General features: G+C 63.2%; 13 protein-coding genes and 1 pseudogene. 5 read left to right on the top strand and 9 right to left on the bottom strand.

Annotated elements, in window-relative coordinates; all coding sequences use genetic code 11:
* Nucleotides 1–12: 12 nt before the first annotated feature.
* From MRBLMC3_RS10100 to MRBLMC3_RS10065, 8 genes and pseudogenes are all read right to left on the bottom strand, one after another.
* Nucleotides 13–360, bottom strand: a pseudogene (locus MRBLMC3_RS10100) (integrase core domain-containing protein); the annotation flags it as partial.
* A 51-nt stretch (nt 361–411) separates the two neighbouring features.
* Complete coding sequence (locus tag MRBLMC3_RS10095; RefSeq protein ID WP_363828183.1) at nt 412–2,553, bottom strand: xanthine dehydrogenase family protein molybdopterin-binding subunit; 2,142 nt, start codon at nt 2,551–2,553, stop codon at nt 412–414.
* Complete coding sequence (locus MRBLMC3_RS10090; protein ID WP_363735820.1) at nt 2,550–3,014, bottom strand: (2Fe-2S)-binding protein; 465 nt, start codon at nt 3,012–3,014, stop codon at nt 2,550–2,552. The genes MRBLMC3_RS10095 and MRBLMC3_RS10090 overlap by 4 nt, the downstream gene beginning before the upstream one ends.
* Nucleotides 3,011–3,553: a cytochrome C gene (locus MRBLMC3_RS10085; protein WP_363754567.1), complete on the bottom strand. Its 543-nt coding sequence runs from the start codon at nt 3,551–3,553 to the stop codon at nt 3,011–3,013. The genes MRBLMC3_RS10090 and MRBLMC3_RS10085 overlap by 4 nt, the downstream gene beginning before the upstream one ends.
* A 13-nt stretch (nt 3,554–3,566) precedes the next feature.
* Nucleotides 3,567–4,112, bottom strand: a complete 546-nt coding sequence (locus MRBLMC3_RS10080; protein ID WP_363828180.1) for a methylamine dehydrogenase light chain — start codon at nt 4,110–4,112, stop codon at nt 3,567–3,569.
* On the bottom strand, nt 4,109–4,762 hold the full coding sequence (locus MRBLMC3_RS10075) for a methylamine utilization protein MauD (RefSeq protein ID WP_363828177.1): 654 nt from the start codon (nt 4,760–4,762) through the stop codon (nt 4,109–4,111). Before MRBLMC3_RS10075 ends, MRBLMC3_RS10080 begins: the two co-directional genes overlap by 4 nt.
* The gene (locus MRBLMC3_RS10070; protein WP_363735824.1) at nt 4,759–5,322 is read right to left on the bottom strand and encodes a MauE/DoxX family redox-associated membrane protein; all 564 of its coding nucleotides are present in this window, start codon (nt 5,320–5,322) and stop codon (nt 4,759–4,761) included. Before MRBLMC3_RS10070 ends, MRBLMC3_RS10075 begins: the two co-directional genes overlap by 4 nt.
* Nucleotides 5,319–6,491: an amine dehydrogenase large subunit gene (locus MRBLMC3_RS10065; RefSeq protein ID WP_363828214.1), complete on the bottom strand. Its 1,173-nt coding sequence runs from the start codon at nt 6,489–6,491 to the stop codon at nt 5,319–5,321. The genes MRBLMC3_RS10070 and MRBLMC3_RS10065 overlap by 4 nt, the downstream gene beginning before the upstream one ends.
* A 559-nt stretch (nt 6,492–7,050) precedes the next feature.
* Here MRBLMC3_RS10065 and MRBLMC3_RS10060 point away from each other — a divergent pair.
* The 5 genes from MRBLMC3_RS10060 to MRBLMC3_RS10040 all read left to right on the top strand — a co-directional run bounded on the left by MRBLMC3_RS10060 (nt 7,051) and on the right by MRBLMC3_RS10040 (nt 12,643).
* A complete protein-coding gene (locus tag MRBLMC3_RS10060; protein WP_363828174.1) occupies nt 7,051–8,895 on the top strand; it encodes a CocE/NonD family hydrolase in 1,845 nt (614 codons plus the stop codon).
* 29 nt (nt 8,896–8,924) lie between these two features.
* A complete protein-coding gene (locus MRBLMC3_RS10055; RefSeq protein WP_363735827.1) occupies nt 8,925–9,515 on the top strand; it encodes a DUF3237 family protein in 591 nt (196 codons plus the stop codon).
* A 106-nt stretch (nt 9,516–9,621) separates the two neighbouring features.
* Nucleotides 9,622–10,773 carry an extracellular solute-binding protein gene (locus MRBLMC3_RS10050; protein ID WP_363828172.1) on the top strand — a complete coding sequence of 384 codons (1,152 nt, stop codon included), beginning with the start codon at nt 9,622–9,624 and terminating at the stop codon, nt 10,771–10,773.
* Between the two features lie 153 nt (nt 10,774–10,926).
* Entirely contained in the window at nt 10,927–11,535 is a 609-nt protein-coding gene (locus MRBLMC3_RS10045) for a YceI family protein (RefSeq protein ID WP_363735829.1), read from the top strand.
* Between the two features lie 127 nt (nt 11,536–11,662).
* Nucleotides 11,663–12,643 carry a hypothetical protein gene (locus MRBLMC3_RS10040; RefSeq protein ID WP_363828168.1) on the top strand — a complete coding sequence of 327 codons (981 nt, stop codon included), beginning with the start codon at nt 11,663–11,665 and terminating at the stop codon, nt 12,641–12,643.
* A gap of 170 nt (nt 12,644–12,813) precedes the next feature.
* Here the strand turns inward: MRBLMC3_RS10040 and MRBLMC3_RS10035 are convergent, their stop codons facing one another.
* Nucleotides 12,814–12,915 carry a transposase domain-containing protein gene (locus MRBLMC3_RS10035; RefSeq protein WP_363828212.1) on the bottom strand — a complete coding sequence of 34 codons (102 nt, stop codon included), beginning with the start codon at nt 12,913–12,915 and terminating at the stop codon, nt 12,814–12,816.
* Between the last annotated feature and the right edge of the window lie 11 nt (nt 12,916–12,926).

Genomic DNA, 12,926 nt, shown 5'->3' with positions numbered 1-12,926 from the left:
CCCAAAAAAGAGCTAGTTGCTCAGTCCTCGTGATCTGCCCCCACCGACTGGACCGATAGGTTTGTTGTGGATTAAAGCCGCTACCGCCATATCCGGGCCGAGGTGGAGCGAAGCGGAACCGGAGGCCGGATATGGCGATGTCGCCGTTTCCAGGGCCGGTGATCGGTAGCCCAGGCTGCTGTGCCGGCGCGCGGCGTTGTAAAGTCACCGCCATGTATCGATCAGCACCGTGACTTCGGCGAAGCTGTAGAAAATCTCGCCATTGAACAGTTCGTCGCGAAGCGACCCGCTGAAGCTTTCGTTATAGCTATTCTCCCATGGTGATCCCGGTGCGATGTAGAGCGTCTTCACGCCGATCTGCCGCTGAGATGGCTCGCATATTTGGTGGCAGTCCGCCAACTGTGTCGCGGATCATCCCATCCAGACAGGCTGGGATCGGCTGACTGGGAGCGTCCGGATCCGATTCCGCGTCGCTGCGAAGATCGCGTTCGTGATCGCCGGCGCGATGGCCGCAGTTCCGATTTCACCCACTCCTCCCGGATCTTCCGCGCCTTCCACTATGTGAACGTCGACGTTCGGAGCATTGACCATCGTCAGGATCGGGTAGTCGCTATAGCTCGCCTGCTCCACACGACCATTTGCCACGGTGATTTCGCTCATGAGAGCAGCGCCGGCGCCAAAGATGACGCCGCCCTCGATCTGCGCGCGCACCATGTCGGGGTTAACCGCCCGGCCACAGTCGATTACCGCCACGATGCGCCTCACACGCACTTCCTCCTTGGGCTCGATGGAAACTTCGGCGACCAATGCGATGTAGCTCCCAAACGCGTTCGCCAGAGCGATCCCGCGTCCCCGCCCGGCGGGCAGCTTCGCGCCCCATCCCGACTTCTCAGCCGCCAGACTGAGCACCTCGCGCGCGCGTGGATCGGTTAAGATGGAGAGGCGGTACGCCACTGGGTCCTGCCGCGCTGCCGTCGCGAGTTCGTCGACGAAGCTTTCGATCACGAACAGACTTCGGGTGGGGCCCACTCCGCGCCACCAGCTGGTGGGTAGGCCGCATTCGACCCGAGCAAACTCGACCCTCAGATCCGAGAGAGCGTAGACCGGCTGAGCCGCGCACTCGACCGCGTCGCTGTCCACCCCCTTGAACGCCTCCGGATAGAGGCGGGCCATGATCGATGATCCGGCGATGCGGTGGTTCCACGTTGTCGGCTTGCCCGCGGCATCCACCGTCGCCCAGATACGATCGCAGTAGGCAGGGCGGTAGAGATCGTGCTGCATGTCCTCCGCGCGCGTCCAGATGACCTGTAACGGCTCCTTGACCACCCGGCCGATCTCGACGGCCCGGATTATTCCGTCGGTCTCGAGACGTCGGCCGAAGCCACCGCCCATGAGGTAGACGTGGATGCGGACCTTGCCGATGGGCAATCCCAGCAGTTTGGCGACGGCCTGTTGCGCATCGGTCGCGACCTGGGTCCCAGTCCACACGTCACATCCGTCGGCGGTAACGTGGACCGTGCAGTTCATCGGTTCCATCGGAGCGTGGGCGAGCAGGGGCTGCTGATAGACCGCTTCGATCCGCCGCCCGTCCGCCTTGCCGGGTTCGCCCACGCTACGTGCGACGGCTCCTGGGCGCGTCGTCGCCTCTGCCAGATCGGCATAGATCTCTGCGGTATTCAGTTGGGCGAGCGGGCCGCTTGACCATCCGATCTCCAGCGCCTCAAGCCCCTTCTGTGCTTGGGGCATGCTGTCAGCAATCACCGCCACCGCGTCCGGAAGGCGCACGATCCGGATCACCCCGGGTACGGCAAGCGCAGTCGACTCTTTGACGCTCTGAAGGCGGCCGCCGAACTCCGGCGATTGCGCCAAAGTAGCGATCTTGCGGGCGGGAATGGCGGCATCGATGCCGAAGACCGCTGTCCCGCGGACTTTTGCTGAACCCTCGATACGCGGCAGCGACTGACCGACCAGGCGGAACTTGGTTGCGTCCTTCAGAAACACCTTGTCGGGGTGGGGAAGTCGCGATGCCGCTTCGACCAGTGAACCGTAGGCCGCACGCCGTCCGCTCGCCGCGTGCACCACGTCACCATCGCGCGCGGTGAGGCTGCCAACCTCGACCTTCCATTGTTGTGCGGCGGCCTGGATCAGCATTTGCCGGGCGGTGGCGCCTGCCTCCCGCATCGGCTTCCAGCCTTCCCGGATCGACGTAGATCCTCCTGTTGCCTGTACGCCGAAGCGCTCCTTGTCCGCGGGAGCCTGTTCGATCCGCACAGAGTCGAACGGCACCTCCAATTCATCGGCGATGATCGCGGCTAGGCCAGTCTGAGCCCCCTGCCCCATCTCTATCTGCGCCATCGTCAGCGTGATGCGCCCGTCCTGTGTGATCCGTATCCAGGCGGACGGCTCGAACGACGTCGGCGTAGAGCTTCCAACTGCGAGCCCCTTCGGCGGCGCCGCCGCGATCCGCACCGGCACGAGGAGCCCGACGGCGCCCCAAGCGGCGGCCTTCAGAAGGGTGCGGCGCCCGGTTTCCGTCTGGTGCTCTTCGCTCATCGGACAGTCCCCCCGCGTGCTGCACGATGGATGGCGGCCCGTATTCGCGGATAGGTGCCGCAGCGGCAGAGGACCGTCATCTCGCTGTCGATCTGCTCGTCGGTCGGATCGGGAATGCGCCGGAGCATCGCAATGGCGGACATGATCTGCGCGGGCTGGCAGTAGCCGCACTGCACGACCGCCAGGTCCAACCAAGCCTGCTGAACGCGTTTGCCGAGCGCATCCTGGTCAACACCCTCGATCGTCCTGACCGCCATGTCGCCGACAGCGGAAATCGGCGTTACGCATGAACGCACTGCTTCCTCGCCAAGATGCAGGGTACAGGCGCCACACTGCCCAACCCCGCAGCCGAACTTCGTGCCTTGAAGCCCAAGCTGCTCGCGGAGAGCCCAGAGTAGCGGCGTGTCCTCGGACGCTTCGACTGAACGAGTCGCGCCGTTCACGGTGATCGCGTACTTCATCGCATCTCCTTGGCCGGCCGCGAAGCGGCCAGCGATCCATACATGCCCCGCAGATCCGCCGGCGCGGAGCAGGTCCGGATGAGGCCGTCCACGATCTTGCGCCGTATACGTACGAGTGAGGCGCCCGGCGTAAGCGGCTCCTTCCGCAGACGGGCAACCTCCGCCGCGTCGAACCGCAGCGCACCTTCGGGAGCGCTGGCCCCGCCGAGCCCGAAGACCACGAAGTTCATCAGCTCGGCAAGTTCTTCATTGTCACTGATAGGTGCATGCGAGACGTTCGGCAGGCGGATCAGATAGGCGCGCCCCTCGGCCGTGCAAAGGAAGTACCCCACCCTGCCACGCAGCTGCGGCACCTGCGCCGGAGCCGAACTACCTTGGATGCCGTGGCACCCCGCGCAGTGTTCGACGTAGCTGGACCTAGCGGCACCGAGTGATGACGCCGCCAAGGTCGGCAGACCGACGACGGCGGACAGGCCCGTGACGAGTGCGACGACCGCTGCGACGACCGCAAGCCGTCTGCTTCGGGTCAGCGCCGACATGGCTCTATGCCTATCATTCGGCCGCGCCTACCAGCACTGCAGTGGAGCAATGGTATTCCATGCTTGATACGCCGAAGCACCAGATGATGTCGTTGTTGCTCTGCGGACGATACGTCTGCAGTTCTCGGTCCGTTCCGTCGCAGGCGCACTGACCACATTGAGCGGCTCCACAGCAGTCGCGATAGGCGATCAGATATGCCTTGCCATCGGCTGGATTAACGCAGGTTCCGACCCATGCCGTCGGTGAAGGCTCGGTTCCTGGCGGACAGATATGCAGACCGCCGCCGCAGCAGGTGCACAAATCACCATCGATCGCGCAGTACCGCCAATAGTCGCATTGTAGTTCATCCGTGGTCTGCGCGCGGCGGGCGAACGCGGTCTTTGCCTGGACTGACCGGTCTTTTGTCGACGCGTGGGCGCGACTGACGGGGAGTAGGGGGAAGACGGGTGCGGCGACTGCTGCGGCACCTAGCTTCGCCAGCAGTCCTCGGCGGGAGGTCCGCGCCGCGATCCCACGCGCGAAGCGCTCCATGATCGAGGGGCGGCTCGGGCTCTTCATACGCTCAACCTTCCTGAATCAATCTCTTGCGACGGCGACGCATCTTGCTGATGATCTCCCCCTGTACGCGTACGAAGGAAGTCCTGCACCGACGCATGGCCACTGTCGCGGGACACGACGAGGCTCTCCAATTGCTCCCGACTGTTGACCAGCCCCTTGGCGACGATCAGTCCACGATCGTCCAGCAGCAGCGCGTGCGGGAGCTTGTCGACGCCGTAGGTCATTCCCAGCTCTCGGCTATTGACGAACGGATGGTCCGCAATGCCGTAGCGCGCGACGAGGGCACGCTGCTCGTCGTCCTCGCCGTCGCCGGCGAATACGACGTCCAGCCGCTCGGAGCGTCCGAAGCGTACCGCGATCGGGATGAGCTTGCGGCAGATCGGGCAACGCGACGATACGAACAGCACAAGTCGTCCGGTCCCTGCGGGCAACGGGCCGCCGATCGTGATCGCCGTCCCGTCCAGTGCCTCCAAGAAAAGCCGCGGCGCCGCGCTGCCGACCGAAGGTCCGCTGGCCGCGGTCAGTGCTCCGATCGGCGCGACACGTTCGAACAGGATGCCGACCTGCCTGGCTAGTGCGATTCCCGCGAAGACGAGCAGTGCCAGCACGATCCAGACGAGTAACTGCGAGACGAGTAGGACGGTGATCATTGAATGTTCCACGCGCTTCGGGTCGAGCGGGTCGGACGCGCGATCAGCGCCAATACCAAGTCGACGAGGATGTGAAGGCCAAACAGAAGCAGTCCAGCTACCAAGCAGTTGGCAAGCGCCAGCCCGCCGAGCCCGTCGGGCGCCGCGAGGACGAGGGCGGCTGTCCCTGCAAGCACGCCGTTACGGAGCACGAGCAGCCTGGAGATCGCCTGCGAGGCGAATCCGCTGCCGCAACCACAGTCGATCTGGGTCCGCCCCCGGCGGATGTTGATCTCCATCGCAGTCGCGAAGAGCAGCAACAGCGCGACCGCCGCCGCCGCGCCAGCGGGACGGAGCGGTTCGATCCAAAGTGCTCCGGCAATTGCGAGTTCCAGGAACGGCAGCACCATCGCCACTGGTGCGACGAGAACGCCGGGCAGCAATCGATAGCCCGCCACGGCGCGTTCGAATATCGCCGGATCGCGCAACTTGGACACCCCTGCGGCAGCGAAGATCAGACTCAGGCAAGTGCGCAAGGCGAGGCCAAGCGCAGCCAACACAAGCACCCCGAGCTCGATCACCGGCCACTCACGCTAATCATCCCGGCTCCGATCTCCTCTAGCCCGTGCTTCTCCTCGTAGGTCGTGGCATCGAGAACGATCATCTTGCCCTTGCCGGCCAGGAACAGCAGCGGCTTGTCGTCCTGGGTGACCTGCATGTAGGTGATCGGGTCCTTCAAGGCCCTGCGGGCGATCAGCTTGCGCGTGCCCGCGTCCAGCACCCAGAGCTCAGTGCCATCCGCCTTATGCGACCAGAATTCGCCCAGGTGCATCAGCACGAATAGGCGTCCGGTTGCCGAATGGTAGGATAGCAGCTGCCGACCGCCAGGAAGCCAGCCGCTCGTCAACGGAACGGTCGAACCCCGCGCCATCCCCCCGGCCTCCTGTATCGACCAGGGCTTCTGCATCGCGCCCCCGCCTGGTCCGATCATCGTCTCGTAGATCAGGCCGCTGTAGCTTAGGAAGAAAGCCTTTCCGGTCGACCGATCGACGACGCTGTTGTCGAATATGGGGTCGTTGTCAGCGTCGAAAAAAGGTTCGGATGAGGTAACTACAGCCTTCCGTCGTCCATCAAGCCGGATCGTCGCCAACGTGCCGTCGCCGCAGAGCGATGCGACCGCCCCGCCTGCCCCCGCGAAGGCAAGCGCGCAGCCCGGGATTTCGACGGAACTCACCAGCCTTCTGCGAGCAAGATCAACGACGTGTAGCGCTGCCGCCGGGGTCATGTCGTAGATATATGCTAGGTTGCCGTCCGCGGAGATTGCGAGGTTCTGCACGCGGTTTCCAGTCAACAGTCTACCGGGAAGCGGTATTTCGTGGAGAAGCTTCAACGTGCGAGCATCGTAGACGCTGACCATGTCCTGGCGGGTGCCGCGGTTGCCCTTCGTCCAGATAGTTTCCGCTACATAGACGAAGCGGCGACGCGGATCGATCGCCACGTTCGACAGAGGTATGGTATGGATCGTGGCGAGCATCTTGCCGGTGTCGCCGTTGATTAGACGCGTGCCATTGCCCCATGCGCTCATCACGAAGGCCAGATGGTCGCTCATCGTCGGCAGCGTGGCGATGTCGCTTTCCTCGACTTCGGGCACCGCAGCAGGTTCGGACGTCGCAGCTGCCGGAGCTTGAGCCCCTGCAGATCCTTGCACCATCAGCGCCGCCAGCGCCACATTCGTCAGTAAACCGATCATCCGCACCTGCTCAAACCCTCCGCCCGACCTCAAAGGCTCGGGCCGCAGCTGCAACCGCTCGAACCAGTCCGAACCGAGATCCGGTTATGCTGCCACGATTCCTGCCGAAGACGAGCCCCGCGAAAACACTGTGCCCCCATGGTCGTCTGGTCGAGCGAGATAGAACATATCGGCCGATCACAGACAAGGCCTTTGACCCTCCAAAGTGTTGTCGGATCAGCACCGGCTGGAGCCAGCTTACGATGCCGACGGTCTGTGCGCGCCGCGTCGCATTTGACGGGCCGCTGTCGATGGTCCGCGAGTAGAGTCGTGCACCTCGGTCAGCGTTGCTCGGACGGCGCCACCGGGTGACGATTAGGTCGCACCATCTGCAGTGCGAGCTATGGTGTTGCACTTCGCCACGTGCTGAGATGCGCACCGTTCGAAAGACGGCCTGACGCAGCCCGGCCCTCCAGGCCGACGACCGAGCCGAAGGGCTGTGCGTTGTGGGCTGCCAAGGCGCGCCCGACGCGAGCTGAACTGCGCTTCGGACGATGATGTTGTGAGGGGGGCGTTATCTATGATCTTGGTCCGCGCGACTATCGCGGCTTTGCTGATTTCCGCGACTGCGTCGGTGGCTCAGCCGCCGCTTCCGCCCGTCGCCAGCTACAATCGTGAAGCCAAAGGTACTCAGCCCTTCTGGGGCCGGCGGCTGACCGGCTACCTCACCGCCCGCGACGGGACGCGCCTGCGGTACAGCGCGCTGCTTCCAAAGGGCAGTGGTCCGTTCCCGGTGATCATCAACTACAGTGGTTACGATCCGGGAGCTATCGGCGGCTCCAGCTACCTGAACAACGACACAGCGATGTCGGTCAATCTCGACAGGACGCTCGTCGAGCGAGGTTATGCGGTGGTGGGGATCAACGCCCGGGGCACAGGTTGCTCCGAAGGCGTATTCGAATTCCTGGGGCGGGAATACGGTCGCGACGGAAGGGACGCGGTCGAGTTTCTTGCGACGCAGCCCTGGTCGGACGGTAAAATCGGCATGGCCAACTGGTCATGGGCCGGAATGTCCCAGCTCGCCACCGCGTCTGAACGACCGCCGCACCTGAAGGCCGTCGCTCCGGGCATGGTGCTGGGCGATGCACGTCTCGACAGCTGGGCGCCCGGTGGCGTGCCCTCCCCAGCGTTCGTCGCTGGTTGGTGGCGGTTCGTGCACTCCAGATGGACGGCGGTGCGTGCGAGTGCCGAAGCCGAAGGAGACCGACAGTGCATGGCCCAAGTGGACATCAATCGTAAGACCGCCGAGGCGAACAACCTCTCCAACGTGATCATCCGCCACCCGCTTCGCGACGACTACATTGATCAGCGAGCTTTGGCGCTGCGCACGTCCAGTATCGAAGTTCCGGTCCTGTCCATGGAGGCCTTCCAGGACGAGGCGGTCACCTCGCGGGAAGGCTATTATCAGGAGACGCTGGATCCCGAGAAGCTGTGGTTCCTCCAGGTCAACGGCCCTCACGACCTCTACGAGTCTACCTGGTTCCGACGGATCCTGATTTCGTTCTTCGACCGTTTCGTCAAAGGCGATCGCAACGGCTTCGAGCGGGAGCCGCACGTTCGGGTCTGGTCGGAGAGCAGCGGCACCGGCGACGGCCATGCGAAGTTCGAGAGCCTCAAGCCGGGCTTCGAACTGACTTCGTCCGAGTTTCCGATGGCGGTGACGCCGGTGCGCTTCACGCTGGGGGCTGGCAACTCGCTGACCGAGAATGGATCGCCGAGCGGCGAGCCGGACAACTACGCCTACCCGATCCCCGGGCCGACGGTCACCACCAAGAACGGGACCGAAGATTGGGGCGCGCAGCCCGCCGAGTGGCGCCGGGGCAGCGTAGCCTACACGTCTCCGCCATTCGCACGGACGATGATGTTCTACGGCTCCGGCAGTGCAGACCTTTGGGTATCGGCGTCGACAACGGATGTCGACTTGCAGGTCACACTGACAGAGGTACGTCCGGACGGTCAGGAGATGTTCGTCCAGCGCGGCTGGCTGCGGATGTCCAATCGCGCGCAGGATGACGGCAGGTCGACCGACTTGCGTCCGTTTCCGATCGATCTTCCGGAGACGATGCAGTCGCTAACACCCGAGCAGCCGGCGCTGGGACGGGTCGAGTTGAACAAGTTCGCCCATCCGTTCCGCAAAGGTTCGCGTCTACGCATCTGGATCGACACGCCGAGCGCATGGGGCGGCTACGGCTTCTCGCCTATATCGCAGCCTTCAACCGTGAAGATTTGGCACGATGCCACGCACCCATCCCGCCTCGTGCTGGGAGCGGTTGACAGCCGGCCGGTACCTGCCGCACGCCCCAACTGCGGTACCGTAATGATGCAGCCTTGCCGCCGTGATCCTCTCGCGAGCGGTGCGAACTAACTGTTGGGGCGCAGGAACAGGAGGTTGGAATGCAGTCTCGGGAAGAGCTAAGCCGTCGGTCCATTCTGCTCGCGGGGAGCCAGACGGCGACCGCCGTCGCAATCCTGGCGGGGGCGGGCGCGGAGGCGCTGGCTGCGCCCGATACCAGGACAGCGCTTAAGGATTACGATCCGATCAGGACTGAACTTGTGATGGATCTTGTGGTGACGTGCAGTTCGCCCGAGAAAATGGCGCCGTCCAGCGCGAGCAAGGACGGTAACCGCGACAGCATCTGGCCGATCATCGGCGGTCGCTTCCAGGGTCCCGGCATCAGCGGCACCGTCATTCCCGGCGGCGGCGACTTTCCCGTGGAGCGACCCGACGGAGCCGTCGTCATCGACGCCCTGTACCGCCTCAAGACCACCGATGGGGTCACTATCATCATCCACAACCGAGGCCTGGGCTATTCGAACGACAAATACCGTCTGGTCCCCGAGTTCATCGCACCGGTGGGCAAATACGACTGGCTCAACAAGTCGATCTTCCTCTGCACTCTGGTCGATCCGGTGCCCACTCACATGGCGCTAGCCAAGGGTCCAAATGAGAACGACCGCCTGCTTCAGGTCCACCGTGTCCTCTGAGCCCGACGAAGGTGATCGCGGGCGGCGTCTAAACACGTCGCGACACTTGGCTAAGGTAGATTGTTCGAATGTCACAACATCTGCGGAAGGCATGACGATGAGAGGCTTGGACGCAGCCGCACAGCTGCTGGGAAGAGCGGTGCTGCCGCTCCTATTCGTTACCGCCGCCTGCCAAGCCGACACCCAGACCGAAAGGCCGATGGCTGCAGGAGAGCGTGTCCTGAATCTCTTTGTCTGGTCCCCTCACCCTCCGACCGTGGGTGGAATGGGCAGCGCAGACCATTATTTGGCCGAAGGCACGATCGAGGGTTTCGAAAAAGCGACAGGGATCCAGGTCAAGGTCGTCAATTATGCGACCGACGAGGAGATGGGCCGACAGTTGGCGGAGGGAGCCGCATGGGCCGACCTGATCATTCCGTCTGATTCCGCCTACCCGGATCCGATCGCCCGGGGCTACTTCCGCAAGCTCGACAGAAATCTGATCCCCCGGCTGAGCAACGTCGATCCTGCCATCGCTCGGAAGGCCGCAGTGTCCGATCCGGAGAATGCTCATTCCGTGGTACATATGTGGGGAGCCGTCGCGATCGGCTTTGATCCGGCGAAGGTCCGCACTCTCGTTGCGGACGATCCGACCGTCAGTTGGAAGCGCTTCTTGGATCCCTCGGTCCTGAAGGCACTAAGAAGCTGCGGAGTCATGCTGCCGGGATATCCGGACGAGGCTTACTCGGTGGCGCTACTGGCGCTGGGCCGTTCGCCTGACAGCACCGATCCCACCGACATCGACGCCGCGACCGACCTTCTGAGCCGCGTCGCGCCTTACGTGCAGTTCGGCTTCCCGGAAGCTAGGGACCTTCAGAGCGGCAAGCTGTGTGCCGCGGCTGGCTATGGTGGCCAGATGCGTTCGGCACCAACATCGCCGTCATCGAGGGAGATCCGGATCGTGATCCCGCGTGAAGGCTCCCGCATGTGGTTCGACAGCTACCTTGTACCTGCAAACGCGCCGCATTCCGCCAATGCCCATGCCTTCATCGACTACATGCTGGATCCGAAGGTCAGCGCGTCCACCACGAACCATACGGGTTACGGAACGATCAACCGGCTTGCCGCGCCCCACATCGCCGCAGACCGTAGACACGCCCCCGACGTGGCGCCGTCGCCCGAAGGCGTCGAGCGATTAGTGCCCACGTCTCCCGCGGCCGTGAAAGCGCGAGCCTCACTAGTCGAAGCTGGCTGGAAGAAGATCACTGCGGCGCAGTGAAGATGCGGGTCGTGCGCGCGTGAATGCGGAGGAAGAGACGGTGATCAGAACTCACCGCATCTGAGATTCAAGGCACCGCGGCATGGACATTTTCGCGTTGTCGCCCACCGCACCTCAGCTAACCTTAAACAAAGTCGCTTGAAGGAACCGAAGATGCGTTTCCGCTTGGCCATGCTGCCACTGATGTTCGCCGTGGCTCCTGTCCACCTCTTTGCGCAGATGCCAGGCGCGGCTGATCCTAAGCGGATCACGGCAGGAACCTACTCCATCGATCCGAACCACACGCAGGTCACCTGGAAGGTCAATCATCTGGGCTTCAGCATGCTGCAGGGCCAATTTGGTGCCTGGGGCGGCACGCTGAGGCTGAGCCCGGCTGATCTCGCCGCTGCGAAGGTTGATGTCACGTTCGACATGACTCAACTCAGGACCAGCTTTGCAGCGTTCACAAAGCATCTGAACAGTTCGGACTTCTTCGACACGGGGAAGTTCGGCACCGCCACCTTCGTCTCGAGCTCAGTCCGTCCGGGCCCGAACAACACTGCCACGATTGTCGGCAATCTCACCATCAAGGACGTCACCCGGCCGGTCACACTGCAGGTGAAGCTGGTCGGCGCGGGCGACAATCCGATGGGTGACACGTTCGACGTCGGGTTCCTCGCCACCGGCACGATCAAGCGCAGTGAATTCGGCTTGGGAATGGCGGTGCCAGCTGTCAGCGACGAAGTGACGCTCGAAATCAATGCAGCCTTCACGAAGGATTGATGTCGATCGGGACCTCGTTTCGGCCAACCATAATCGCGAGGCGGCACTGGCAGTCCACCGGTGCGCCGTTGCGAAGAGCTCGGCTCGACGGGCAGCCCCTTCCATTTCTTGCACCGGAGTCTCCGTCATGCTCGCCCGAAAACTCCTTCTGACGGCCGCAGTCGCCGTGACGTCGCAGTCGCTGCCCTTCTGCCAGTTGGCCTATGCACAGTATCCGACGCCGGGGATCCTCTCGCGCGCGAAGACCTACGTCGGCCCGAAGCTGACGGAACAAGCCGCAAAGCTGGCCGCGCAGCCGGATATGACTGGAATCTGGCAGATGCTCGATCCCGAGGGCGCATGCGGCGGACCGCTGTTCAATCCGGAATCCGCGATCTGTCCACCTCGTCCTCCTTCCGGGGAACAGACTTTTGGGCCGCTGCCCGGCACCAAGATGCAGGGGATCCCATACAATGCGAAGTACCAGAAGATGTACGACGCCTATGTCGCCGACGCCTTGCAAGGTAAGGCCCGAGACACGTTCGCCGCCTGTGTCCCTTATGGTGTCCCAAGGATGGTCGGGGCGTCTCCTGTGGCTTTCGATATCATCCAGGCTCCGGATGTGATGCTCTGGTACAACCCCTACGGCCGAACCGAGAGGCGCATCTTCCTGGATGGCCGCAAGCATCCGTCGGGTGAAGAGACTGATCGAGCGGGACCCAGCTATTCCGGTCATTCAGTTGGCCGATGGGAGGGTGACACGCTGGTCGTAGAGACCGTCAACATGATCAATGCCTTCTTCGACGAGACGGCTGCTCCACACAGCGAAAAGCTCTCGATGGTGGAGCGGATCAGGCTAATCGATCCAAAGGTGATCGAAAACGAGATGACGATCACTGATCCCGAGGCCTTTACCAAGCCATGGGTGGTGAAGCGCTACTATGGCCGGACCAAGCCGCTCACGATGAACGGCACGATGAGAACGGACCGCCTGCTCAGCCTCAATGATCGTCCATGCGTTCCGAACGTGAAGATGGATGCGGACGGCTTCCAGGTGATGATGCTGCCGCAGGAGATCGAGGAAGCGGAAGCGCGGGCGAGAGGCGCGGCCGCCCCCGCTGAGCAGTAGGCCTGCGGTCATCTCAGCACGCTCGACGGGCATTCTGATCGGCTTGGCGGCAGCAGAAGCTATCGAGAGTTAAGGACGACACAGCTTCACGGAGTTGAAGTGCCAGCAGTGAAGGAAGCACATGTCCACCTTCGGTGACCTGTTGTATGATTTGAGCGTAAGCGGTGTTCTCAGCCCACGTTGATCCAGGGCATGAGCGTATACACTCGATTGGCCGGGTGGCCGTTGGCGAGCGCGGATAGGGCCTGGGTCAGCCAGTCATGGGGATTGATGCCGCCCAGCT

The organism is Sphingobium sp. LMC3-1-1.1 (assembly GCF_040676285.1).
Classification (GTDB): Bacteria; Pseudomonadota; Alphaproteobacteria; order Sphingomonadales; family Sphingomonadaceae; genus Sphingobium.
Note: the sequence above shows the minus strand (reverse complement) of the source record. Positions and strands in the feature narration are given on the sequence as shown.

What these genes read in the sequence shown, in the direction of transcription:
- MRBLMC3_RS10095 (WP_363828183.1), bottom strand. Translation starts at nt 2,553, where the DNA reads ATGAGCGAAGAGCACCAGACGGAAACCGGGCGCCGCACCCTTCTGAAG.
- MRBLMC3_RS10090 (WP_363735820.1), bottom strand. Translation starts at nt 3,014, where the DNA reads ATGAAGTACGCGATCACCGTGAACGGCGCGACTCGTTCAGTCGAAGCG.
- MRBLMC3_RS10085 (WP_363754567.1), bottom strand. Translation starts at nt 3,553, where the DNA reads ATGTCGGCGCTGACCCGAAGCAGACGGCTTGCGGTCGTCGCAGCGGTC.
- MRBLMC3_RS10080 (WP_363828180.1), bottom strand. Translation starts at nt 4,112, where the DNA reads ATGAAGAGCCCGAGCCGCCCCTCGATCATGGAGCGCTTCGCGCGTGGG.
- MRBLMC3_RS10075 (WP_363828177.1), bottom strand. Translation starts at nt 4,762, where the DNA reads ATGATCACCGTCCTACTCGTCTCGCAGTTACTCGTCTGGATCGTGCTG.
- MRBLMC3_RS10065 (WP_363828214.1), bottom strand. Translation starts at nt 6,491, where the DNA reads ATGATCGGTTTACTGACGAATGTGGCGCTGGCGGCGCTGATGGTGCAA.
- MRBLMC3_RS10060 (WP_363828174.1), top strand. Translation starts at nt 7,051, where the DNA reads ATGATCTTGGTCCGCGCGACTATCGCGGCTTTGCTGATTTCCGCGACT.
- MRBLMC3_RS10055 (WP_363735827.1), top strand. Translation starts at nt 8,925, where the DNA reads ATGCAGTCTCGGGAAGAGCTAAGCCGTCGGTCCATTCTGCTCGCGGGG.
- MRBLMC3_RS10045 (WP_363735829.1), top strand. Translation starts at nt 10,927, where the DNA reads ATGCGTTTCCGCTTGGCCATGCTGCCACTGATGTTCGCCGTGGCTCCT.
- MRBLMC3_RS10040 (WP_363828168.1), top strand. Translation starts at nt 11,663, where the DNA reads ATGCTCGCCCGAAAACTCCTTCTGACGGCCGCAGTCGCCGTGACGTCG.